Origin of the sequence: Nitrospira sp. (genome assembly GCA_029194665.1) — a bacterium.
Taxonomy (GTDB): domain Bacteria; phylum Nitrospirota; class Nitrospiria; order Nitrospirales; family Nitrospiraceae; genus Nitrospira_D.
Window position 1 is genome coordinate 360,696 of record JARFXO010000004.1, and the last position, 22,835, is coordinate 383,530.

Annotated in this window: 18 protein-coding genes and 1 tRNA gene; 7 read left to right on the plus strand and 12 right to left on the minus strand. The window is 56.2% G+C overall.

All coding sequences use genetic code 11. The annotated features are described in order from the left end of the window. Positions 1 to 31 precede the first annotated feature (31 nt). Positions 32 to 1,666: a tyrosinase family protein gene (locus P0119_15105; GenBank protein MDF0667385.1), complete on the plus strand. Its 1,635-nt coding sequence runs from the start codon at positions 32 to 34 to the stop codon at positions 1,664 to 1,666. A gap of 275 nt (positions 1,667 to 1,941) precedes the next feature. Here the strand turns inward: P0119_15105 and ubiA are convergent, their stop codons facing one another. Beyond that, the gene (gene ubiA / locus P0119_15110) at positions 1,942 to 2,832 is read right to left on the minus strand and encodes a 4-hydroxybenzoate octaprenyltransferase (protein ID MDF0667386.1); all 891 of its coding nucleotides are present in this window, start codon (positions 2,830 to 2,832) and stop codon (positions 1,942 to 1,944) included. 84 nt (positions 2,833 to 2,916) lie between these two features. Here ubiA and P0119_15115 point away from each other — a divergent pair, with 84 nt between their 5' ends. Both P0119_15115 and P0119_15120 read left to right on the plus strand, forming a co-directional pair. Beyond that, positions 2,917 to 4,923 (plus strand): hypothetical protein, encoded by a 2,007-nt coding sequence (locus P0119_15115; protein MDF0667387.1) that lies wholly within the window; start codon positions 2,917 to 2,919, stop codon positions 4,921 to 4,923. A gap of 98 nt (positions 4,924 to 5,021) precedes the next feature. Further along, a tRNA-Thr gene (locus P0119_15120) sits at positions 5,022 to 5,097 on the plus strand. A gap of 162 nt (positions 5,098 to 5,259) precedes the next feature. Here the strand turns inward: P0119_15120 and P0119_15125 are convergent. Then, positions 5,260 to 5,784, minus strand: a complete 525-nt coding sequence (locus P0119_15125; protein MDF0667388.1) for a DUF3015 domain-containing protein — start codon at positions 5,782 to 5,784, stop codon at positions 5,260 to 5,262. Between the two features lie 1,099 nt (positions 5,785 to 6,883). On the opposite strand from P0119_15125, the gene P0119_15130 reads away from it, so the two are divergent. Then, positions 6,884 to 7,810 carry a hypothetical protein gene (locus P0119_15130; GenBank protein ID MDF0667389.1) on the plus strand — a complete coding sequence of 309 codons (927 nt, stop codon included), beginning with the start codon at positions 6,884 to 6,886 and terminating at the stop codon, positions 7,808 to 7,810. Between the two features lie 24 nt (positions 7,811 to 7,834). On the opposite strand, the gene P0119_15135 is transcribed toward P0119_15130, so the two are convergent. Beyond that, a complete protein-coding gene (locus tag P0119_15135; protein MDF0667390.1) occupies positions 7,835 to 8,833 on the minus strand; it encodes a zinc-binding alcohol dehydrogenase family protein in 999 nt (332 codons plus the stop codon). Between the two features lie 154 nt (positions 8,834 to 8,987). On the opposite strand from P0119_15135, the gene P0119_15140 reads away from it, so the two are divergent. Both P0119_15140 and P0119_15145 read left to right on the plus strand, forming a co-directional pair. After that, positions 8,988 to 9,419: a nucleotidyltransferase domain-containing protein gene (locus P0119_15140; protein ID MDF0667391.1), complete on the plus strand. Its 432-nt coding sequence runs from the start codon at positions 8,988 to 8,990 to the stop codon at positions 9,417 to 9,419. Beyond that, the gene (locus P0119_15145; GenBank protein ID MDF0667392.1) at positions 9,416 to 9,847 is read left to right on the plus strand and encodes a DUF86 domain-containing protein; all 432 of its coding nucleotides are present in this window, start codon (positions 9,416 to 9,418) and stop codon (positions 9,845 to 9,847) included. Before P0119_15140 ends, P0119_15145 begins: the two co-directional genes overlap by 4 nt. Here the strand turns inward: P0119_15145 and P0119_15150 are convergent. From P0119_15150 to P0119_15190, 9 genes are all read right to left on the minus strand, one after another. Next, positions 9,814 to 11,754 (minus strand): acyl-CoA dehydrogenase family protein, encoded by a 1,941-nt coding sequence (locus P0119_15150; protein MDF0667393.1) that lies wholly within the window; start codon positions 11,752 to 11,754, stop codon positions 9,814 to 9,816. The genes P0119_15145 and P0119_15150 overlap by 34 nt on opposite strands. Before the next feature lie 116 nt (positions 11,755 to 11,870). Then, entirely contained in the window at positions 11,871 to 12,833 is a 963-nt protein-coding gene (locus P0119_15155; protein ID MDF0667394.1) for a helix-turn-helix transcriptional regulator, read from the minus strand. 74 nt (positions 12,834 to 12,907) lie between these two features. After that, positions 12,908 to 14,851 carry an acyl-CoA/acyl-ACP dehydrogenase gene (locus P0119_15160; protein ID MDF0667395.1) on the minus strand — a complete coding sequence of 648 codons (1,944 nt, stop codon included), beginning with the start codon at positions 14,849 to 14,851 and terminating at the stop codon, positions 12,908 to 12,910. A gap of 6 nt (positions 14,852 to 14,857) precedes the next feature. Further along, positions 14,858 to 16,081: a patatin-like phospholipase family protein gene (locus P0119_15165; GenBank protein ID MDF0667396.1), complete on the minus strand. Its 1,224-nt coding sequence runs from the start codon at positions 16,079 to 16,081 to the stop codon at positions 14,858 to 14,860. A gap of 27 nt (positions 16,082 to 16,108) precedes the next feature. Continuing rightward, the gene (locus P0119_15170; protein MDF0667397.1) at positions 16,109 to 16,897 is read right to left on the minus strand and encodes an enoyl-CoA hydratase; all 789 of its coding nucleotides are present in this window, start codon (positions 16,895 to 16,897) and stop codon (positions 16,109 to 16,111) included. Between the two features lie 46 nt (positions 16,898 to 16,943). Beyond that, the gene (locus P0119_15175; protein ID MDF0667398.1) at positions 16,944 to 18,167 is read right to left on the minus strand and encodes a 3-hydroxyacyl-CoA dehydrogenase; all 1,224 of its coding nucleotides are present in this window, start codon (positions 18,165 to 18,167) and stop codon (positions 16,944 to 16,946) included. A 77-nt stretch (positions 18,168 to 18,244) separates the two neighbouring features. Continuing rightward, a complete protein-coding gene (locus P0119_15180) occupies positions 18,245 to 19,435 on the minus strand; it encodes a thiolase family protein (GenBank protein MDF0667399.1) in 1,191 nt (396 codons plus the stop codon). Continuing rightward, entirely contained in the window at positions 19,432 to 21,162 is a 1,731-nt protein-coding gene (locus P0119_15185) for a long-chain fatty acid--CoA ligase (protein ID MDF0667400.1), read from the minus strand. Before P0119_15185 ends, P0119_15180 begins: the two co-directional genes overlap by 4 nt. Positions 21,163 to 21,217: 55 nt before the next feature. Next, positions 21,218 to 21,955: an iron-containing redox enzyme family protein gene (locus P0119_15190; protein MDF0667401.1), complete on the minus strand. Its 738-nt coding sequence runs from the start codon at positions 21,953 to 21,955 to the stop codon at positions 21,218 to 21,220. A gap of 265 nt (positions 21,956 to 22,220) precedes the next feature. Here P0119_15190 and P0119_15195 point away from each other — a divergent pair, with 265 nt between their 5' ends. Beyond that, positions 22,221 to 22,814, plus strand: coding sequence for a VOC family protein (locus tag P0119_15195; protein MDF0667402.1), 594 nt, complete (start codon positions 22,221 to 22,223; stop codon positions 22,812 to 22,814). The last annotated feature ends 21 nt before the right edge of the window (positions 22,815 to 22,835 follow it).

The window sequence follows — 22,835 nt, forward strand, 5'->3', positions numbered from 1 at the left end:
TCTGTTTGTTTAGATATAGGAGGGAATACCAGTGAGCTCTTTAGACCGTCGGACATTCCTCAAGGCCGTCGCAGCAATCCCATTTGCTGTATGGTTAAAACAAAATGCCCTCGCTCAAACGAGTCCTTCATTCGTACGTTACAACGTGAACAGCTCGCAGGGACAGGCGATGTTGGCAATCTATGCGGAGGGTGTCTCTAAAATGAAAGCTCTATTTGAGAGCGACCCCCTCAGCTGGACGTTCCAGTGGTATATCCATGCGGTGCGCGGCGATCGTACTAAGACGGCGGAGCTCAACCGGATCTATCCCGCGGCCGCAGGACCAGAACAGGTGCTGGCAAGCACCGTCTGGAGCACCTGCCTGGCACACTTCGACAGCACCAAGCGGTCGTTCTTCCTCCCATGGCATCGCATGTACCTCCTCTGGTTTGAGAGGATCATACGCAAACTCACGAACCAACCCCAGTTTACTTTGCCCTACTGGGACTATTCGGAAGCAGGACCAACGCATGGGATCATCCCAGAAGCGTTTCGAGCATCGACTAGTTCGCTATTCATGCCAAACCGAAACTCATCGGTCAACGCAGGCAACCCAATCGACGCAGCAAGTCCTGGATCGCTCGACACGACAGCCCTTTCCCAGTGCAGCTACGATCAGCAAGGCGCAATCCCGGGGTTTTGCCGAATGCTCGATTCTGGACTACACGGAAATGTGCATGTCCTCGTCGGCAACAGGACAAACATGGGGTCAATACCCTGGGCAGCGCGGGACCCAATCTTTTGGCTGCACCATTGCAACATCGATCGGTTGTGGGCAAGCTGGAATAAAGGTGGCCGTAAGAACCCAAGCAGTACAGCGTTTCTTAACACGACATTTACCTTCGCCGACGACAAGGGACAACAGGTGGTGGGGAAGGTGAGCGAGATGCTTTCCATTTTGCGTCTGGGCTACAACTACAGCTATTACAACCCGGTGCCATCGTGTCAGCAGCCAAGCACGGCCCAGACAAAATCGGAGCCACTCACGGCCCAGACAAGATCGGAGCTAAGCACAGCTCAGGAAGAATTGGACTCGCGCACGGCTCAGGAAGAATTGGAGCCACGCACGGCTCAGGAAGAATCGGAGCCAAGCATGGCTCCGGAAGAATCGGAGCCACGCACGGCCCGGGAAGAATTGATGCGAAAAGCCACGCGCGTGCTTGCTGCTGCTGCGCCTGTGCGGCTTGCGTCCGAGCATGTACGGGCCCAGCTGATGCCCGATGCGTCTGATGCCCCTGGGGCTGAAAGGGCTTTCGACAGGCGGATACGTAAATTGGCGCCGAGTACAGGCGTGTACCTCATTCTTTCCAATCTGCAAACAGTCGCACAGCCGAACGTCCTCTATGATGTGTACCTCGCGCCCTCCGAGGAGGCAGCGGCAAAACCACATGCGAGGCGCCGAGTCGGAACAATTAATTTCTTTGACGCCGAGAGCCATGGTGAGCACGCTCAATCCGGCGCAAACGACGAACGCTTCATCAGCCTCGAGGTTACGGGCCGCGTACGTCGCTTGCAATTGGAAGGGCGGTTCAAGAAGGCCGAACCATCGGTGATCCTCGTTCCCGCAGGTGAGCCCGCACCCGACGCGACACCTATTATTGGGTCGATGGAACTCGTAGTCCAGTAGGCGATCAAAATCACGGGTTCACTCGTGAAGGAATTTGGTTCGAGTTGAACGTTGGAAAACGATAGATTGGCTGTAAATGTTGCTTGCCATCCTTGCGGCGTGTCGTAGGGCCTAGAACATTCTGCGCCCATATGCATCGGATGCACCACCCGCGTCAATGGGGCAGGTCGGCCATACATCGTGACTCAACGTGGATGGTCCTCGGTCTGTCACGGGGTTGCGCAAGTGCAGAGGCCGAAGAAAGCCCCTGAGGCCACTGAACTGCGGAAGTTAGGTTAGACCAGCAGGCCTGCAAGGAGTCCGACGAGTATCGCGAGACCGACCCAGACGTGGCTTCGGAACATATCAAATGCCTGAGCCTGTGTAACCGGCCTTCGCAGCTGGCCGACCTGGAATAGAAAAAATACCGCCACGCCCAAGAGACCCGCATAGTATGGCCATTCCAGCTGGGCGAACCATCCTGCTGCGGTCAAGAACGTCAGCATGATCCCGAACGCTAAGCCCACTCCTCGATGGACGGAAGACCCGAAGTAGAGGGCGGACGACTTGACTCCAATGCGTCGATCATCCTCCTGATCCTGGATCGCGTAGATTGTGTCATAGGCCAATGCCCATGCGACCGTTGCTCCAAAGAGACACCATACCGGTGCATTCAATTGTCCTCGCACCGCAGCCCATGCCATGACCGTTCCCCAGCCAAACGCAATGCCAAGCATGGCTTGAGGGATGTGGATCCATCGTTTGGAGTATGGGTAGAGGGCTGCGAGAAAGAACGCGATTGGCGCGAGCCAGGTCACGATAGGCCGAAGGAAGAACAGGAGGCTTGCCGCCACGACAAGGAGTAGGGCCAGTAGTATAGTCGCCTGGCGTCGCGATACCTCACCTGAGGCCAGGGGACGAGTTTTGGTACGAGTGACCTGCTGGTCGAATGATTGATCCGCCAAATCGTTCATGATCACACCCGCGCTCCGCATTAAGAACGATCCGCCGATGAAAATCGCTAATAGGTGGGCTGGGGGAATTCCGCGGGCGGCCAGTACTAACCCCCACATCGTGGGCAGCAGTAGGAGATAGGTACCGGTCTGGTTCGGCAGCCGGATCAATCGGGCAAGAGCAGACCAAGGAATCTCCGAGGAAGCAGAGGATGATACCGCCGGATTGGACATGAGGCGACCTTAGCCCAGGGCAAACAGGCTGTCAATGCGTCATCTCCGGTTGTGACGTCCGGGCGAATTCGGTATAACCTCAAGGTGAACAAGCTGCAACCCATGCTGATCCTCAATTTTTCGCCATGGCGACGCTTCATCTCTTTCTATCTTGTGATGGCACTCGCCCTGTCAAGTGTTGGCTGTTCCTTACTCAAGCGGGGGAAGGAGCCGGCCAATTCCCAACCGATTCCCTTAAGACCGGTCATCTGGTTCTCTCCGAGCGTAACCACGGCTGAGGTGCCATACCTCGATGGTTGTGGGGAGGCGAGATCGTTCGCTCTGGCGGACATGCTTGTCGCCTCTGTCCCTAAGAAGTTGACGGAAGTGTTTACCGGCGTCACGACCCAGGCTCAGACTGATGATACCATCGCGTCGGATGGCGTGATTGAGGTCGGAGTAGGACTCAGGCGGATGGAGCTTGCGGCTTCAAAGAAAACGCAAGGAACATACCCGGCGACGGCCACGGTGGGAATCGAGATGGCGTTCTTGGCAAAGGAGCGAACGGTGCTCTTTAGTAAGAAACTCGAAGGTGCCGGCCGTGGTACGGTGAAGGTCGGGGAACAGCCGTGTCAGGTAGTGGGGTTGGAGGGGATTGTCCAGGACGCGATCGATTCGGCGAACAACGAGTTGGTTCAACAGATCGCGCAATCCGTGCAGATCCGAGAATACGCGTCTCAAAGAGGCGCTGGGGCTCCAATGGCGGCACCGGCAACAGGAGCCGCGACGTCGCTTTCTACAGCGGTCGAGACTGCGGCGGAACCGCCGCAGGCCGCTTCCACCACAACGGCTCAGCTGAGTTTCCGTGCCATCATACGGGATGAGAATCGAGACCAATTCCTTCAGCCGGACGAATCCCTCACGATCGAAATCGAAGTGAAGAACGAGGGAACGGGAGAAGCAAAGGACGTGACCGTCACGGCTGAAGGAAAAGCTCAGCTGGCTTCCTTGTTTCCCCCGGAAGTCCACATCGGCATCCTCAAACCGGGAGAGAGCAAACGCACCTCGATCACCCAACGGGTGACGGCATCCCAAGAAGACCCTCATGGAGAATTGACGTTGAATGTGCGGACGAGCAGTCCGGTGGCGTCCGTTCCCCCGCCCAAGACATTCACGTTTGGAGTCAAACCAAGAGGCATCGACCCGCTGTTGGTTCCGGATGTCGACAACATGCCGAATTCGTTGCCGGCGTTTACTCAGCCGAAAGCCGTCATTATTTCGATCGGTGTCGGGACGTTTCGAGACGCACAGGTCCCAGCGGTCAAGTATGCCCGCCATGATGCGGAAGTCATGGCCGAATATTTGCGCATCATCGGCGGTGTCCCTGGCGAACGCATACGAATACTGCTCGACCGACAGGCTCTCGTACGGGATTTGGAAGACACGTTTGAACGATGGCTTGGAAAGAAGGTGGACCGGGAGACCGTTGTCTATGTATTTTTTTCCGGACGAGCCCTGGTGGAGGCAGGGACCGGTGCGATCTCGCTCGTGCCGTATGATGGGACACTCTCCGGGGCAAATCAGCTCTATTCCCTCGTCCGGCTACAGGAAGTTCTCTACCGGCTTCCGATCCGACGGGCTATTCTGATGTTCGACGTCTCGATGGATCCCTCTCCAGGTGCCGCCCTTGCCGACATCCCCTCGCCTGCCTGGGAATCACCCATCAGCGAGGGAAGGAAGGATGTGGAAATGTGGATGGTGGGCAATCGAAGCCTGCAGGAAGCACATGCGTATGACGAAGGTAAGCACGGGTTGTTTACCTACCATCTGCTCAGAGGGTTGCAAGGTGTTGCCGATGTGGATCGAGACGGGACCGTCATTGCCGGCGAACTCTGTACCTATGCTCGAGGCCAGGCGGCGCGTGTCGCTAGTGAACAATTCGGCAACAAGCAAGAGGCGCTCTGTTTTCCGGAAACCGGACGGGGAGGCATGGTGCGAATACATCCGGTGGCGAGGGGCAATAACCCAAAGCCGGTTCCGACGCAGAAACCACCAAACCTTCCAGCCGACTCATCAGGACCGGCCCCCAATCCGATGCAGATCGGGCCATAAGGATGACAAGGCTCGGTCTGCTTCGTTGACACACTCTTCGGTCGTCGTTATCATGCCGAACTGGGCCCTGTCTCGTCTTTCTTCAGTCTCACCAAGGTGCCGGCGTAGCTCAGTTGGTAGAGCAGCGGTTTCGTAAACCGCAGGTCGCCCGTTCAATCCGGGTCGCCGGCTCCAAACCGCCAAACCTCGATCTGTTCAAACATCTGCCAAGGGATGCGTAAGGGACTCCAGCTAGCGTGGAAGAACGGGCGATCTGCGGATTCGAAGGGGATGAGCCTTCTTCGTGGGGATCGTACAAGGGGCTGGCCAATGTTTCAGGCGGACAAATGCTGAAGCTCAGGGGCGCCGCGTGTCCGGCTGCGCTGCTTTTGCCAGAATGGGATGTTTGCCCATGGCTTCTTCAATGGCGCGGAGGACCATCAGCGGGCTGGCGTCATCAGGCGACACGAGTGACGTGTAGCGGTCTTGGACCATGGAGAAGAACACCGGCTGATCCTCCGGTGCGATGCCAAGCAGGGTAGCGAGTGAGGACAGATGCTCGCCTTGCCCCTGTGCCATTTCCTGTTTCAGGCTATCAAACGTCGTTGCCGCCAAGTTGATACGTTTGTTCTTCATCACCACGCCGTCGTTCGTGCATCCTGAGGTGCCAAACGAAATGCCGAAGGTCTGGCTTCCAAATGTCCCATTCGTCGTCGCCATGAAGACTTGCGGAGCAATCTGCTTCTGGCCTCCGTAGTCAGACCAGGCGAGCTTTCCTAGTCCACATCCAGGCCCTTGGTCTGAATTTCCCATCGCGGCCGCGATGCCGGTATGGGTGATTTCCGCGCATACCGTGAGGCAGACAATGATCAACGCTCTCATGGATCCCTCCTATTTTCTGTGATTAAGAGAGGTACGATGAGCAGAACATGAACGCTCTCATGGTTCATCGCCTAGCTGAATAGTATCGCGATCCCGCACATCGTCAAAGCTATTCGGTAGATGGTGGCGAACCTATCATCGACGATAATGGAGCGGATCGGTACCTGTTCCGTTGCGATTCAGAAAGCACTTCCCGAAGTTATGAAGGTCATGAGTCGGCTACGGGACAAATGAGCCAACCATTGGCCCCTCACCTGTAACCACAGCATATTCTTCTAGGTCTGCGGTCGAACGGCGAGTCTGGTTGCGAAGTATTTCTAAAGTTGGTTGGCTTGGAATGATTGTCCAACAGTCCCATGGCCATCATGACGGAATTGGCCTGGGAGCCGCTCAGCAATGGGGTTCGGGCATTGAGCGCTACCGACTTTCTGGTAAAGCGGAATCAGCTTTGTTCTTCCGGTTAGCTTTCGTACACCACAGGTCGCTGGTTCGATCCCAGTCGCCGGCTCCAAAAAAGAAAATTGAACCAGCGACCTGATGGGATTCCAAGAGGATGTGTCCGCTTCGTGTGGATTATCCAAGGGGGCTGGTCCCCTTCGTAGGAATCGGTTGGGCAGGTTTCAGGGCCGAACCGATGACTGGTTGCCCGTTCAATCCGGGTCGCCGACTCCATACCTCCCACCACTTGCGATAAAAACCGCTGCACAAGACCCACATTTGCGTTTAGGTTGCCCCTTCCCATGGCCCTCCAGGTCCTTGTTCCATCAGATGCTGCTTCAAGACGTCCGCCAATAGGGCTGAAATATCCAAGAGCCGGCTCTTCCCGTTCTGGGCTCAAGTCAGTGGCAAGCTCGATCCAAACCGGCAATTCGTCGTTCTGTCTCTTGCGGGCTCGTTGGATTCTACTTAGAATGCGTTCTTCGTATAAGTCAGAGTCGATAGCATATGCCTCACTATGACTTGGCAGGAATAGTCGCTCGTTTGGCAGCCCAAGCACGTTGGAAGTAAACAAAGCGCAATAGGCGTTTTCTTCTTGTTTAGCCTCAAGAACCGTTTCTGAAATGCAGAAGAAGGGGAACCCTGACAAAGTGCGTTAGATATGAAGAAAATGGACTTCTCCCCTTCCACAGTAAGCAGAGTATTTCGGACCTCCTCGTTGATAAACGAACTGAAGCAAGGCTGTCTTTGGGCAAATCTTGAACGGGGACGAGCAACTCGCTATGCGAAGCTTATCGGCGAGTATTTTGCTGGTGCAGGAACCAGCCGCGAGCATGTTTTGGCATATCACGATGCCATGGAGATTGCCGAGATTTACAAATTGTGGGTGGGTAGAGTTGATAAATTCCCAGGTCTCAAAGAGAAGATTGCAGAAGCCCTAGCAAGTGGGCCGACCATTCAGGATGATGAAACCCCGCGCAATAGCGGACCTCGCAACTACGCATTTAGTTATTTTGTAGCCGGCAAACTGCTGGCGGCAGGATGCGATGTCGTTTGTGTTGATGGCATCAATCGCGAAGATGAGTCGGGACGGTGGTTTGGTGACGTGACACTTCGTCATGGCGATATTCTCCTAGACGTACAATGCAAGCGACCTCACCTAGCCGACACCGTGGAAAGGAATGTCCACCGAGCTCAAAAGCAAATCTTGAACGTCTCTCCCGGCGTTGGGATCATTGCCATGGATGCTTCGGTGTTGATCAGACCACAAGGCACTCTGGTACCTGCTAGTAGTGACAGTGCTGCCTCTGAAAAGCTAAGCAATCTCATTCAACCGCATGCCGAACGTATGGCTGTCCGAATGAAGACTCCAGAGATCGCTGGCCTTATTTGGTTCGGGCGGCTCCCGTCTGCGGTTTCTCAACTTAGTCGCATTCTTAAACCAACTGGCGGGCGATATGAACTTCCCACCAGGCTATATAGTGCCTATGAAGTTGCTGCTGTCTTAAACCCTTCTTCACCGATGGCGCACGTTTTATACGACGTGACAGATCGCTTGAAAGTCTGGATGCAATCATCGCAGAACTGATCTCACATTACCGAATCCTAACCATTAACCGGCCACCCGCACCACTACTTTCCCCATCGGTCCCCGTGCCAATCGTGCGAATCCTTTCTTGACCTCTTCGAATGAAACGATGCTGTCTACCAATGGGTGGCGTCCGATCTTCTCCAGCCGACGAACGATCTCGTTCCATGCAGCCTGGGCGGCTTGAGCCGTATAGTCTCCGACCGAGACACCGCCCATACGAATGCGGCGGAACAACAACGTCGCCGTATTGAACTCCGGGACCAGGCCTCCACTCCTGCCGACGATGCTGATCTTTCCACCATAACCGAGAAGGGCAATGACTTGAGGTAAAAGCTTGCCACCAACGCAGTCGATGGCCAGATCCACTTTCCTCGGACTGATCGAAGCAGAGACAGACTTCGCTAGATTCCTATCTTCCGGATCAAACACAAAATCAGCTCCGAGCGCTTTCAGTTTGGTTCTCTTCCGCGCGTCACGTGATAACGCAACCACGATCAAGTCCAGCGATTTCCCCAGTAAGACTGACGCCACACCGACTCCACCTGACGCGCCGGTCACGAGAAGAATTGATCGTTCCGGTGGAGGAGCGGGTGGATCGTTCCACTGAGTCAAGGCCTGCCAGGCGGTTAAGAAAACCAACGGCGCGCCGGCCATTTCTTCGAGAGACCAACCAGCAGGGAGACGGACGAGACTTTCCGCAGACACCACGACTTTCTCGGCCAGTGTTCCAGGCTTTTCCACTCCCGCGTCACAGCGAAGAATCCCGACTGTTTCACCTGGGCGGATGTCTGCCACGCGCAATCCAACGGCTTCGACATCGCCCACGCCATCACGCCCAAGAATATGCGGCAGAGCTGGTTTGGCCGGATAGAGTCCTTGCGCAAGAAACGCATCAGCTGGATTGAGCGCGGCATATCTTACTTTTAGCCGCACCTCGGTCGGGCCTGGTTGAGGATCCGGGACCTCGCCAAGCTGCAACTGTTCAACTCCGTCATAGGAGCCCATCAACCAGACGCGCATAGACTCACCCCCTCTTGGGGAGGCCCCGTGGCGGTCACAGTCATTACCCATGCGTCCGCAATGATATTACAACACACGCAACAACTGTGGCGCATAGACAATGAAGCGATTCTCAGCTAGGCTACGGTCTGAGTGGAGACCCTGGGAGCGTGAAATGAGCGAGGAAGCCAACACAGAAGCAGTGTCGAGGTTGAGAGAACTCGCCCAGCGTTTCAGGGTTCGCTTGATCCTCCAGTTTGGATCAACGGTCACAGGAACAACCCATGATCGCAGCAATCTGGACCTGGCGGTTCAATTTGAGTCCTCTCACGCGTCGTTTCAGACCGTTCTGGAGATGCAAGAGGCCTTGCAGGCGCGGTTCCCTGGATCGAAAATAGATTTGGCTATCCTCAATCGGGCGGACCCCCTCTTCCTCAAGAAAATCGTTGAGTCCTGCCGGATCCTGTTCGGGATGCCCCAAGACCTCGCCCGTCTGCGCCTCCATGCCTTCAAAGCGCACCAAGACTTTCGGCCTTACTTGGAATTGGAGCGCCGGCATGTCGCCCGGCGATTGTCAGCGCTGGTCGCGGAGCCTTCCCGCTCATGATCGACCGCGAGCTTATCATCAGAAAGATGAGCCTCATTCTCGAAGACGTAGCCGCGATGACCAGGCTGTCCCGATTGTCACGCGCGCAGTACTTGGAGGATTCCACCAATGAAACCCTGGCCGAGCGGTATCTCGAACGGGCCATCGGCCGCATGATCGACATCAATTTCCATCTGATCACCGAGTCCGGTCACGCGCCGCCCAAGGACTATCACGAATCCTTTATACGCCTTGGCAGGCTCGGCGTGATGACGTCCGATCTTGCCAAAGAGACGGCCATGGCCGCCGGGCTCCGCAACCGGATTGTGCACGAATACGATGACATCGATCCTGAGCGAGTGTATGAAGCCTTGCCTATCGCGATCCGCCGGATTCCTGTGTACTTGGACCACATTCAGCGCTTCATTGAGAAGTTGCCGCAGGGATGATGAGGTGATCGTCCAAGCGAGTAGTCTTGAAGATCACGCCGGATGATTCCACTGGTAAGCGAAGAATACCGACCGCTGAGGGCTCTTTCCCCAACCGCCGCCACCACGGTATCCTGATTGCGGATCAGTCCCTTGATGGCTTGTTCGACACGTTGCTTGGCTTGCCGAAAGCATTCTTCTGCGAGCTCCCACACTTCCGGATGCGCAGCAATCCGCTCCTGTGTCTCGGCATAGAGAGCGGTCGCTGCGATCACCAGGAGGTCTTCTCCGACCATCTCGATCCGATTTTGTCGGCCTTGATCGTCTCGAAGCGTCTGCCGATGGAGGAGCATCGCATAGAAGATCGTTCGTGCCAGGCGACGACTCGCACGTTCGACGAACAGCAATTGAGAGCGGACCTTTGGATGTTTGAACTCCGAGCCGGAGGGCAATCGGCCACCTGCCCATTGGCTTCTGAACCAAGGAATGTAGAATTTTGAGAGTTGCCACAACTCGGTCAGCTGGCGACCAGCCGTGGCCTGTTCGTCGAAGAGATGTCTCGTCCGCTGAAGATGCATGTCGAGCCCCTCGCGCGCGACGAACGGTCTTAAGATATCGGTGGCGCCTTCTCCGATTCGGTACATCTCCGCGTCGCGGACCAGTTGTTCGATGCCGAACGCAGGCTCTCCACGAAGCCACTTAGAATGGGCTGTTTCGTACCCCATCCCTCCGAAGATGACTTGGGCGTCTTTCAAGAACTGAATGGTCCTCTCGGAGCAGAAGAGTTTCGCCAGGGCCGCCTCGATCCGGACATCGTAGGTATGCTGATCCGCCATTCGCCAAGCAGTGAGCGCGAGAGCCTCCATAGCGAAGAGGTTAGAGGCCATACGGCCTAGCCTCATACGCTGTGTCTGTCTGGTACCGAGAGGCTTCTGGAAGGTGACTCGCTGATTGGCCCGATCGAGTGTGGGTTGCCACGCTTGTTTGGCCATGCCCAAGCAAATGGCAGGGATACTGACCGCCCGACCCACATTGAGGATGGTCAAGGCGTACTTGAGTCCACGACCTATTTCCCCGATGACATTCCCGGCCGGGATGTGCACATCCGTGAACGTCATATGAGCATTCTCGATGCCCCGGCAGCCTTCAAATTGACATCGTTGTCGGACATGGACACCAGGGGTCCGCATATCAAGGATGAAGGCGGTGTGAACCAGCTCGTCTGCTCCTTGCCCCTTGGGAATCGGTTCCCATATGGTTTGCCCCTTCTGTTGTGTCCTCTTGGCCGGTACCCGTGCGATCAACGTCACGTAGCGGGCGATGGGACCGTTCGTGCACCACAGTTTTTCGCCGTTCACGACAAACGTCGTCCTGGTGGAATCTAAAGTTGCCTCTGTCGCAATGTTTGCGGCGTCAGAACCAGTCATCGGCTCCGTGAGTGCGAACGCCGAAACGGCTTCCTGGGCTACAAGGGGGAGGTATGTGCGCCGCTGTTCCTCATTCCCGAACAATAGGATGGGCATGGCGATGCCGATCGATTGTGGCACGGCGACGGTCAAAGCCAGGATGTTGCTCCAACTGGCCATCAGCATAAGCGCCCGACCGTAGTTCGTGTAGGAGAAGCCGAGTCCTCCATATTGGGGTGGGATTTTCATGCCGAATGCGCCCAGTGCGAAGAGCCCCTTCAATACAGAATCGGGGATCTTCGCGGTCCGTTCGATTTCATCGGGATCGACCTGCGTCGTGAGGAATGTCTCCAGTCGTGGGCGGAATTCCTCCCAGACAGCCTGCTCTTCGGGTGACTCCTTCGGCATGACGAGGAGTGAAAAATCGGGCCTTCCGGCAAATAGCCCCGCCATGAAACTGTGGCCCGCAAGCGACTCTCGGGCTTCTTCGATCCGTTCGAACCCTTTGAACAGGGTGGCCATAATATTCCCTCAGGTGGTCATCGGCTTCGCCTCGCGGAGCAACCGCTCTCGCTCCTCGCGCGTGGTTCGGCGTATGGGTTCCACGACCTTGGTCTTGAATGGCTCGGAAGGAAATCTCATCGGACGGATCTCTGGAATCGTGTCAGTTCCGTCTGGAATGAATGGGGTCCTCCGTATTCAAACACATACCGGGTCATGTCGAAGAGCGGGGCCGGATCGAGATCCCGCAGCAAGTCCGGTTTCCACGTGATCTCCAATTGGTTGATCATCGTAATGGGTGTCGGCGGGCCGACCACGCCCAACTGCGCTTGGCCGTAGGATTGAGAGAAAATGAGAATCTCCCCGTCAAACATGGCGGCATTGAGATCTCTCGCTGCACCCTGTCGCCTGTAATCCTCCTCAAAGCGCTGGAACGTGGGAGCGCGTTCCAGCTCTTCCCTGAACGCGTAGAATATCTTGATCCCGGCTCGCTGCTGATCCTCCATGACCTGTATGGCATCCGCTACATCCGGTTCCTGCCTCATTTGCTCTTGCGCCAACACCAACAGACGTCGAACGATGACGCCGCGTTTCACTGCCTCCTGGTTCGCCAAGAGATAATTCGGATAGAGGGCCTCGCCTTTCTGCCAGATATTCCAGCGTTCCATCAACGCATCGATCGAACGTTCGGCGGTTTGGACCAGCCGGACCGCCTCGGCGTTGGCTTCCGCCCCTTTGTACGTCAGCGTTTGCGTTTCAAGCTGGCGGAGTTCTTGTCCGATGGCTGCCACCTTCCGTGGGATGTATTTCGGGCTTTTCGGGACATGAAGCATGACATCGACGGCCGTCTGCGCGAGGGTCCAGTATTCCTTGGCCTGCCGAGGAGCCTTGTCTTTCTGCGCCGCCAGCAAGAGCTCCACCGGATTCTTGTCGAGCAGTTTGGCGATTCTGATGCACACTTCCGGTTTGGGAACTTTCAGCCCGCGTCGCATGAGGTTGGCTTCCGGCTGGGCGATTCCGAGTTTCTTTGCCAAGGCGTAATCGCTGCTCAATCCATACCGACCCTTGACCAATTCAAAGTATCCTGCAATTTCCGTCATGCTGACCTCATCGGGAACTGCTCCCCCCGTCTGGGTGCGCTCGGGATGAAACGACTCACCCCTTCTTACGTCGCTCAATGCTTCATTGGAAAGTCCGCCAACTGTTCTTCCATCGTGGACGCGAGCCGGTCATCACGGCTATGTCCGTCCTGGTGCCAGGGAAGAATTCCCTCTTCCAGCCACTCAGCCTTGCCGGCAAGAATATCCTGCGCTAAGCGGAACACATGCGAGTCGTCCTGCCAGAGGGATTGCCTGAAAGAGAGTAAGGGCTTCGGATTGAACTCGTCTTCGATCTGTGAACCAAAGTGCTGCAAGAGCCTATCGGCCAACGGATGAGTCCGTATGGGCTGTTGCGCTACGTACCACAATAGCGATTCCACCGCAAAGAGTTGCATCCCGGCTTTGACCAGGTGTGTCGTCAAGAGTTGCTTACGCGCCAGGCTTTGACGATGACGGGCAGCGGCCCACAGCGACTTCTGGGCGAGTTCGCGTGACTTCTTCGTAACAAACCGTTCCCATCTCGATGTTGGTGCTGTGGAAGCAAGCCATTCTCTAATCTGAGGGGCGCGGTTGAGGGAGCGGCTCGCGACTTTGGCGAAAAAAGGCAGGGCACGCACCATTTCGCCGATCTGGAAATCCAAGAAAGCCTTACCGTGAGATACATACTCAGCCAGTCCTTCCCGTCCGATCCAGAGAGTCAAAATACCGTTCGTTCCTTCCCAAATCACATTGATCAGCGCATCTCGGACCATGCGCTCAATCGGTGCCGGCAGGTCCCCATGAAGCCGGAGCGATTCCGACGTTTCGAACCCGCGCCCCCCGTAAATGCGGAAGAGGTCGAGCACTGAGTCGAGTAGCCATTCGGTGGCGAGAATTTTTGCAGCAGCCGACTCAAGCCGCACATCGATCTTGGCGTCGGCCCAGGCCCCTGTTATGGTAACTAACGCTTCTAGCGCCAAGACCCGCGTGGCCATGCGCACAATCTTGGCCCCGATATCTGTATGTTCGCCGATCGGACGATCATATTGCACGCGTTGTTGCGCCCGGCTTCGTGCCAGCCACAAACATTGTTTTAGATTTCCCAAGCAGGCAGCGGGCAGGGTGAGCCGGCCTATCGTCAAGCTTTCCAGGGCCCGTCGTAATCCCTCTCCCTCCTCTCCCAAACGATCGGCTACTGGGACGAAGACATTGTCTAACCGGACTGTGCCGTTGTAGATGCCGCGCACACCCATATAATGGAGCCTGGCGCAGTGACATCCAGGTGTGCGGGTGTCGACGACGAAGGCGCCGAACCGCCGTTCCGGTTTGGGGCGAGTGACCTCCACGGGGTCGTTTACGATTTGAGCAATCACCACCAGGAGCGACGCTAAAAACTCATTATCCTGGCGAGGCGCGTTGGTCGTGTACAATTTTTCTCCGGTGAGTCGATAGCCTTCCAAGGTGCCCTGCTCTTGCATCGGGATAGCATAGGTTTGGAGATCCCAAATATCGCAGCCGGCTCCCCTTTCCGTGAGCGCAAAGCCTGAAATGTCGCCACGAGCGAGGCGCGGCAAGAATCGTTGTTGCTGCTCGCGGTTCCCGATGAGCTTGACCGGTTCCGCGACTCCGATCGAGTTATGCGCCGAAATCAACACCGTGGTCGCTGGGTCATGGCTTCCGAGGAGGGTCGCCACACGGTGATACTCCGATTGAGTGAAGCCGAGTCCTCCGTAGATTGTGGGTATTTTCAGTCCAAAGGCACCGATGTCCTTGAGCGCCGTGAGCACATCTTCGCCGACGTCCCCTTCTCGGTCGATGTCCTCTGCGTCAACTTTCTCGATCAGAAGGAGGCGAAGCTGTTCAAGGAACTCCTTCGCTCTGTCGCGGACCGGCGGGATCGCCTGCGTTCGGAGGAGTTCGCGGCGAACCACTCCCTCGAAGAGACCGGCCAGAAAACCTGAATAGGGAGTTCGATCCCGGGAGGCCTCCGCCACGGCGAGCGAGCCTTGAAAGAAAGGGTGCTTTTTCACTGTCGTCATCGCATCCTACTTGGCTTGGTACAGAGCGGTTCGAGCGGCGTCGAGACCAATCTTCACGCCTGTGACCGGTCGCTGTGGAGGAGAGGAGGCCGCCACGATCTGATCGAAGCGCGCCATGCGTGACGCAACACGAGGCTCAAAGCTGGTTTGTTCGACAACGATCCCATGGCGTGCGAACTGTGCTTGAACGTTCTCGTATGCTTCGCGCACCAATGTCACGACAGACAGATATCCGTCTCGCAGGAGATGTACGCGGTCCCGATAGCTCAGAAAACTTCGCTCAAACAGCAGCGCATCGTTGGGACCAGGTGTGACCATCAGCAGTTCTTTATCCGGATAGTCTTGTCGGAACATGGTCAGCGCTTGAGACACACGGGCATTGAGATTGATGCGGCCGGCCTGGTCCCCGATCGTCAAGAATCCCTTGTCCCGAAGGCGACAAATACGTGGAGCGTCACCCGATTCGCGCCATGCCGCACAGGGTGGCGGCATGCGACCCATCGGGTTGATCATGACCATGAGATCCACCTGCTTGGCAACGGCCAGGTCAAAGTACGCAGGCCGACCGATTCCCGCGTCGATATAATCGCGGCCCTGGATGCGGACGGGGCAGAAATAGACCGGTGCAGCGGAGGAAGCGGTGACGGCCTGGGCGATGGAAATATCCCGTAGGCCTTCTTCGCCGAAGATGACGCATTCCCCGGTTTCCAGGTCGATAGCCGGGATATACAGGTCTTTGCGGAGGTCGGAAAACCGCAACCCCAGTCCCTTGGTCATGAACGTTTTTTCGAGGTATCGGGCGAAGGGCTCCAATCGATAAATGCCGCTGGGTAGCGCATCTTGAGCCTCGTCCAAGAGGTCGATGAGCGTCATCTCCTGGTAGTTGCGGGCATAGAGCTTCAGCAATGGGATCAATTGTTTGGTCGCCCGCCAGATCGTTTTCACACCTTCCCCGATGGCCGGTCTGAAGATATCTCGGTGCTCAAAATAGTAGGGGCGTTTTCCGGACAGATTCGTATCGAGGATCTCTTCCGGCTTGACCCCTTGTGCAAGTAGGGCGGCGACAGCCGATCCGGCGCTCACGCCGACATACATGTCGAAATCATTGCTGGTGAACGACTCACCGAAAAAATCGTCCAGCCCGGTCAAGGCGCCGACTTCGAAGAGATAGCCCGTGAAGCCGCCACCCGTTAGGGCCAATCCCAATTTTGTCGATCGCCGAGTTAGCATAAAGCCTTCTCGCTGCTTCCTGAAGGCCTAACGGTTCTTGAACCGAGGCTGTCGTTTTTCCAAGAAAGCGGCTGTTCCTTCTTTCCGATCATCGGTATCGCAGAGTGTTCCGAAAAGCCGGGCTTCCAGATCCAAACCATCTGAAAGATTCACCTCACTCCCCTGACGAATCGCTTGGAGCGACGTTCGGAGCGCCACTTGGCTTTTCGCAGCCATCGTGCGCGCCAGTCCCAGCGCTTGTCGCAGGAGGTCATCGGCGGATACCACCTGAGACACCAAACCCAGACTCATGGCTTCTTGAGCTGAAACTGGCTCGCCTGTCAGGATCAATTCCATGGCCTTGGATTGGCCGATCAGCCGAGGAAGACGCTGAGTGCCGCCGAATCCCGGCATGATGCCCAGGTTGATTTCCGGCTGGCCAAGTCTGATGCCTTCTGCTGCAAGGCGGATGTGACAGCACATGGCCAATTCCAATCCTCCTCCCAAACAAGCCCCGTTGATCGCCGCAATGACCGGTTTTTTAAGAGCCTCTATCTTGTTCAAAATCATCTGCCCTCGACGAGCCATCGCTTCTCCCTCAACTGACGACGGAATGGAGGCCAGCACTCGAATATCAGCACCTGCGACAAAAAATCGGCCGGCGCCCGTGAACACCACAGCCTTCACGCCTTCGTCGTTCGCGAGCGAGTCGAACGTGGTGCTCAACTCCGTGAGGAGTTCAGGTGTGAGGGCGTTGACGGGCGGATGATTGAGGGTCACGAGCGCGACGCCTTCTTCAATTTTGCAACTGTGCATGGCACCTGTCAGGACAGTCATGATGCGTTTCCTTCCTCGTCCTATTCAGAGGCCGATCCGGCGACATTCAGTATGTAAAGAAGCCTCGTCCAGCCATCTGTCCTGTGAATCCGGCATCCACCATTCGGCGCAACATCGGCGCAGGCCAAAAGCGTGGACCCAATGTCTCCGCAAAATCTTCAAGCTCATGTAGAGCCTGATCAATCCCCAGCTGATCCGCGAAATGCAACGGACCTTCCTTGTCCTTTGGATAGCCGATTCCGGCCATCATCGCCAGGTCGATATCTGCTGCAGAGGCGACTCCTTCTTGGAGCGCGATAACTGCCTCATTGGTCATGGCTAGGAGCAATCGTGATCGACTCCATCGCGCCGCAGCATGATCGGCATCAGGTCTGAATACTTGGAGAAGTCGTTCAAGTTCTTGATCTCGATCGCCTTCCTCTCCGCTGACATAGTTGTAAAAGCCATGACCCGATTTGACTCCTAGCCGACCCGCCTTCAGCATGGCTTCAAGCAGGGGAGCCGGCATCATGCGTGGCCCATAGCTGCGGTACAGAATGCGAGCCACCTCGAAGGAGATATCGAGACCCACCGCATCCAGGAGGGCAAGTGGACCGACGGGCATGCCGAATGACACCATCTCCCGATCGATTTCTTGTACCGTGGTCGCTCCGTCCTGCAGCGCGCGAACGGCTTCGTTCACATAGGCCATCAGCAGGCGATTGACTAAGAATCCCGCACATTCCTTCACGACGATCGGCAGTTTCCCGATGCCTTCCACGAAGCTGGCAGCATCATCCACGGTTTGTGGAGAGGTGGCCAACCCTGGCACGACCTCTACGAGTCGCATGACATAGGCCGGATTGAAATAATGGAGACCGACCACCTTGTTCGGCCGCGTCGTAGCTGCGCCAAGAGCCGAGATGGATAGTGCCGACGTGTTGCTGGCCAAGATCGTGCTGCGCTGGCAGATTTGGTCCAACTGCTGAAAGACCTGTGCCTTGAGTTTTAGGTCTTCCGACACTGCCTCGATCACCACATCGACGTCCTTGAGCCCGTCGAGACCGGAGGAGACGGTGACGAGCAACATCTTCTCCTCAAGTTGCTCAGCGCTCATTTTCCCCTTGTTGACCCGTGCCTGATAGATCGCTCGTACCGACTCGACGCCCCGTTTCGTCAAGGAATCATTCGTGTCGGCGAGTACGACCGGCAGTCCCGCATAGCTCACCACTTCCGCGATCTGCGCTCCCATCGTCCCTGCGCCGACAACCCCGACTTTATAGACGTACATGTCGCACTCCTGTTCTCTGTCATCCCAACATCATGACGGATTCCATTCGTTCGGGTGATGCTTGACGCGTAGAAAGTTCATACTTGCTCCAACACCATTGCCGCCCCTTGTCCTCCACCCACGCACATCGTCACGGCCCCCAGCGCTGCCCCGCGTCGGCGCATTTCGTGCAGAAGCGTGATGACGAGACGAGTGCCGGTCATCCCGACCGGGTGACCCAAGGCGATTGCGCCGCCGTTGAGGTTGACGAGGTCTCGTTTAAGACCCAACAATCGCTCGACGACAAGGTACTGAGCGGCAAACGCTTCGTTCACCTCGATCAGTTCAAGATCGGCCAAACCGAGGCCGGCTCGTTTGAGTGCCGCCGGGAGTGCCTCCACTGGCCCGATGCCCATGCGTGCCGGGTCCACGCCCACAAACGCATAGCTCTTCACACGGCCGAACGGATGCATGCCAAGTTCCTTGGCCCGTTCAGCCGACATGACGAGCGCAGCAGCACCTCCGTCGTTGAGCGGACAGCTGTTGCCCGCAGTGACGGTGCCTCCCTCCTTGAAAAGTGGAGGATAGAGGGTCAGTTGAGGTTCGGTCAGGCCGACATTCGGACCTTCATCCTGAGCTACCACCAACGGAGCAACCTCGCGCCCTGCAACCGACTTGGACAGGGTAACGGGCACGATCTCTTCTTTCAGACGACCTTCCCGTATGGCTTTGAATGCGCGTCGGTGGCTGTCGATCGCAAACTGGTCTTGCTCTACGCGACTGATACCAAACTCCTCAGCCAAGGTTTCCGCCGTCCGGCCCATGAGTTGGCCGCAGAATGGGTCCGTCAATCCTTCCCAAATACTGTCGACGAACTCGGCATGCCGCAGGCGTTTACCCCAGCGCATGTCTCGGGAGAGATAGGGCGCCCGGCTCATGCTCTCGACACCGCCCACGATTTGCACATCGGCATCCTCACTTTGGAGATTTTGGTAGGCGTTCACAATGGGCTGAAGGCCTGAGGAGCAATTCCGTTGAACCGTATAGGCTGGAGTTCTGAGGGGGAGGCCGGCCTGGAGGGCGATGACACGGGCGATGTTGTAGGCATCGCTCGGCTGCCCGACACAACCGATGATCACTTCTTCGACCAGTTTTGGATCCAGGCCGGTCCGTCCGAGGATTTCGCGCACCGTCAGTTCTCCGAGCTTTTGAGCCGGCACATCCTTCAATGCGCCTCCGAAGTTGCCGATCGGGGTTCGTACGCCGGCTACGATCACGAGGTCTTTCATGAGTCACCTACGCCCACTGCTTGATGTTGAACGGTTTCCACATCGTTCGCTCGGACCGCCTGATCGCGCAACGTCCGCCGCAGCACCTTGCCGATGACCGTTCGCGGCAGATCCTGACGGAATTCCACGGTCGACGGGATCTTGTATCGCGCCAGCAGTCCGGCGCAGTGCGTGATCAATGTCCGTTCGGTGACGAACGATCCAGGTTTCGCCACGACGTAGGCCTTGATGGCCTCCCCGTACTCGTGGTCCGCAACCCCAACCACTGCGGCTTCATTCACCGCGGGGTGTTGACGCAAGACTTCTTCGACCTCCTGCGGATACACCGTTTCTCCCCGCGACTTAATGATGTCCTTCTTACGATCGACAAAATAGAAATACCCGCGATCATCCCGCCGGACGAGGTCGCCGGTGTGCAGCCATTCGTCTCGCAGTACGGCGCCGGTTTCGTCTGCCTTGTTCCAGTATCCCAGCATTACCTGCGGTCCTCGCACGATCAATTCACCTGTTTCGCCATCCGGCACATCCTCCAGTCCAGTGGCCGGGTCCACCACTCGCGCCTCGGTATCGGGAAAGGGGAGTCCCATCGAACCCGGCGGGTGTTCCCCATGTATCGGGTTACAGTGGGTCGCGGGACTGGCTTCCGTCAGCCCATAGCCCTCTGAGATTCTTGCTCCGGTGAGGTTTTCGAACCGCTTCTGCACATCGGCAGGAAGCGAACTGGCCCCGCTTAGACACACCCGCAATGAGCGTAAGTCATAGCGCTTCGCATCCGGATGTTCAGTGATCATCGAATACATCATGGGTACGCCGGAAAACATGGTAATGCGATGGGTATGGATCGCCTTGATGACCTCATCTGGTTGGAACCGAGGGAGAAGGACCACCGCACTTCCTGTCGCGATGGCCAGGTTCTGACAGGTGGTCTGACCGTAGGAGTGAAAAAATGGAATGGCACCCAGAAAGATTTCGTGACCCTCACGAAAGTTTGGAGACCAGTATCGGCCCTGAAGCGTATTCACGACCACATTACGGTGCGTGAGCATCGCGCCTTTGGCTGTTCCAGTCGTCCCACCGGTATATTGCAATTGCGCGAGATCGGTCGGGCGTACGAGAGGCAGACCGGCGGTACGATCCGCAGCGTTGACAGAGTTGGTGCGTAGGAGTTCGAGAAAACCATAGACAGGTGGAACTTTCTCGATGGGAACCCAACGTTTGGCTAACCGAGCCTTGATGGGATAGAGGAGTTTCTTGAAGAAGGGGAGATAGTCCAGAACGCTGGCCACGATGATCCGCTTCAGGAGTGTCGTCGCGTCCTGCACCGCTCGAACGCGAGGATAGAGTAGGTCGAGGACCACCATCGTCTCCGTTCCTGCATCGGCCAGTTGCGTCTGAATCTCTCGTTCAACGTAGAGCGGATTAGTCGGTACGACAACGGCGCCGGCTTTCAAGATTCCGTAATAGGCGACGACCGTCTGGGGAATATTGGGAAGCATGAGAGCGACGCGATCGCCGGGACTGACGCCGAGTTGCCGCAGCGCGAGTGCAAATTGAGTCGTGAGGTCATCCAGTTTTCCATAAGAGATGCATGTGCCGTAAAACAGAAGAGCAGGGGAGTTTGCAAAACGATCCGATGAGTGTCTCAGGAGATCCGGAATAGTCCAGGCTGGATAGGTGATGGTTGAGGGCACCCCGGGATCATATTGGCTGATCCAATTCTGTTTCATAGGACCCTACCTCACTATCACACGCACACGCAAGTCAGTCATATCGCTCACGGCGCTAGCTCGCGCGCCGCTGGGCTAACCTGGTCCAGGTGGTATCAGAGCTCGTCTTCCGTTGCTCCAACCCTGCCCAGAACGCCTCCAAATAGCCAAGCACCGCATCGACGCCGAAACGAAAATCTTCTTCATCCTGTTTGGACATCTCGGTCTCATCCGTTCCTTGCATCGCCGTGACCGCCTGTTCCATTGCTTTCTCGTGAGTGACCTCCAGTTGCCGGTGAAAGGTGAAATAGGTCAAATCCATGTGGGGATAGCGAGTTGCTTTCAGTTGTGTGAGGCCTGGGATTAAATGATCCCACATTGTGATGGCCATGTTTTCAAGGCCGAATGAGGCGCCCAAGGCCCTCGCATGATTGCCGTCGCTGTACAGCTTTTCCATCCCGTCGATATAGGCGCGGGTTGAGGGCAGCATCGGGCGAGTCATGGCGTCGTGAATGTCGATTCCGAGAGACCGCAAAAAGTCGCGATACAGCAGTTCGTGGCGGCGCCGAGCCTCTCCGTCCCCCAGTTCGGAGTACAACACTTTGGTCAGTTCGTCGGCGATCTGCTCGTCCTCGGTATTCACGAGCTGAGCCACTAAAACCTGCGGAAAAAACCTGGCGAAGTTGTAGAACTCCACCGCGAATTCTTTGAGTGCTTTGTCTGTGAGGTCGCCGGAACAAAAACTAGTGAGGTAGGAATTGTTGATGGCTCCATGTTCAAGGACGAGTTGTCGCATTTCCTGGTAGAAAGTCATAGGCGCCTCCAACGTTCTTGTCTAACGAAGCTCGTCTATGTAGATGATAACGTTTTTATATTACAATCGCAACATGTAGATTATATAGAAACTGAGCATTCCTAGATCGAAATATACAAGATTCTCCTTGTAATGAGTTTAAAAAGATTGTATTGTGCCATTGCGCAATGGTAATAAGTTATTATCCGAAAGCATTTGGAGAAGGCATTTGGATTTGGGATTGTTGAATTGGAATTGGGGATGGGGAAGGTAATGTGGAGGCGCCATGGAGCAGACGACGGGGTTCGATCACGTCACGCTCTGCGTTGACAATCTCGAAGCCGCAGAATTTCTGTTCGCCAAGATCCTTGGTTTTGAGGTGATTTGGTCGGCGAAAGATGTCGGTAGCGATACATCGTCAATGGACACTGTCGTCGTGCAGCGCGGGGCTGCCAAGATCGCTCTCATGCAGGGTCGAGACAAGTCGGGGATGTCCCAAATCAACGAATTTATCGGAAAGTATGGACAGGGCGTGCAGCACGTTGCGCTCGCGGTCGACAACATCGAGGCCGTGTGTCGAGAATGGGAGGCGCATGGTGTGAAGTTCAGCGGGCCGGTCAAAGAGGGGAGAGACGGGTTTGGACCGCTCAAGCAACGCTTCACCTATCCTCTTTTCCCGAACAGCGGACTGTTCATCGAGTTGACTCAACGGCAGCAGGGCGAAGAAGCGGCGCGGACGTTTGTCAGAAGTACGGTGGAGTCACTCTACAAGGATATCGAACGAGACCAAACCTCCGGGGTCGAGAAGACGATCATTGATTACGATTCATCTTCGATGTCTGGGCAAGAGCGAAGGAAACAGCTGAAAAAGGCGTCATAACCGGGCGATCCACTTGGTGGG

What these genes read in the sequence shown, in the direction of transcription:
- P0119_15125 (MDF0667388.1), bottom strand. Translation starts at nt 5,784, where the DNA reads ATGAGAGCGTTGATCATTGTCTGCCTCACGGTATGCGCGGAAATCACC.
- P0119_15160 (MDF0667395.1), bottom strand. Translation starts at nt 14,851, where the DNA reads ATGACGACAGTGAAAAAGCACCCTTTCTTTCAAGGCTCGCTCGCCGTG.
- P0119_15135 (MDF0667390.1), bottom strand. Translation starts at nt 8,833, where the DNA reads ATGCGCGTCTGGTTGATGGGCTCCTATGACGGAGTTGAACAGTTGCAG.
- P0119_15185 (MDF0667400.1), bottom strand. Translation starts at nt 21,162, where the DNA reads ATGAAACAGAATTGGATCAGCCAATATGATCCCGGGGTGCCCTCAACC.
- P0119_15130 (MDF0667389.1), top strand. Translation starts at nt 6,884, where the DNA reads ATGAAGAAAATGGACTTCTCCCCTTCCACAGTAAGCAGAGTATTTCGG.
- P0119_15190 (MDF0667401.1), bottom strand. Translation starts at nt 21,955, where the DNA reads ATGACTTTCTACCAGGAAATGCGACAACTCGTCCTTGAACATGGAGCC.
- P0119_15140 (MDF0667391.1), top strand. Translation starts at nt 8,988, where the DNA reads ATGAGCGAGGAAGCCAACACAGAAGCAGTGTCGAGGTTGAGAGAACTC.
- P0119_15175 (MDF0667398.1), bottom strand. Translation starts at nt 18,167, where the DNA reads ATGTACGTCTATAAAGTCGGGGTTGTCGGCGCAGGGACGATGGGAGCG.
- P0119_15155 (MDF0667394.1), bottom strand. Translation starts at nt 12,833, where the DNA reads ATGACGGAAATTGCAGGATACTTTGAATTGGTCAAGGGTCGGTATGGA.
- P0119_15180 (MDF0667399.1), bottom strand. Translation starts at nt 19,435, where the DNA reads ATGAAAGACCTCGTGATCGTAGCCGGCGTACGAACCCCGATCGGCAAC.
- P0119_15170 (MDF0667397.1), bottom strand. Translation starts at nt 16,897, where the DNA reads ATGACTGTCCTGACAGGTGCCATGCACAGTTGCAAAATTGAAGAAGGC.
- P0119_15165 (MDF0667396.1), bottom strand. Translation starts at nt 16,081, where the DNA reads ATGCTAACTCGGCGATCGACAAAATTGGGATTGGCCCTAACGGGTGGC.
- P0119_15145 (MDF0667392.1), top strand. Translation starts at nt 9,416, where the DNA reads ATGATCGACCGCGAGCTTATCATCAGAAAGATGAGCCTCATTCTCGAA.
- P0119_15150 (MDF0667393.1), bottom strand. Translation starts at nt 11,754, where the DNA reads ATGGCCACCCTGTTCAAAGGGTTCGAACGGATCGAAGAAGCCCGAGAG.
- P0119_15195 (MDF0667402.1), top strand. Translation starts at nt 22,221, where the DNA reads ATGGAGCAGACGACGGGGTTCGATCACGTCACGCTCTGCGTTGACAAT.
- ubiA (MDF0667386.1), bottom strand. Translation starts at nt 2,832, where the DNA reads ATGTCCAATCCGGCGGTATCATCCTCTGCTTCCTCGGAGATTCCTTGG.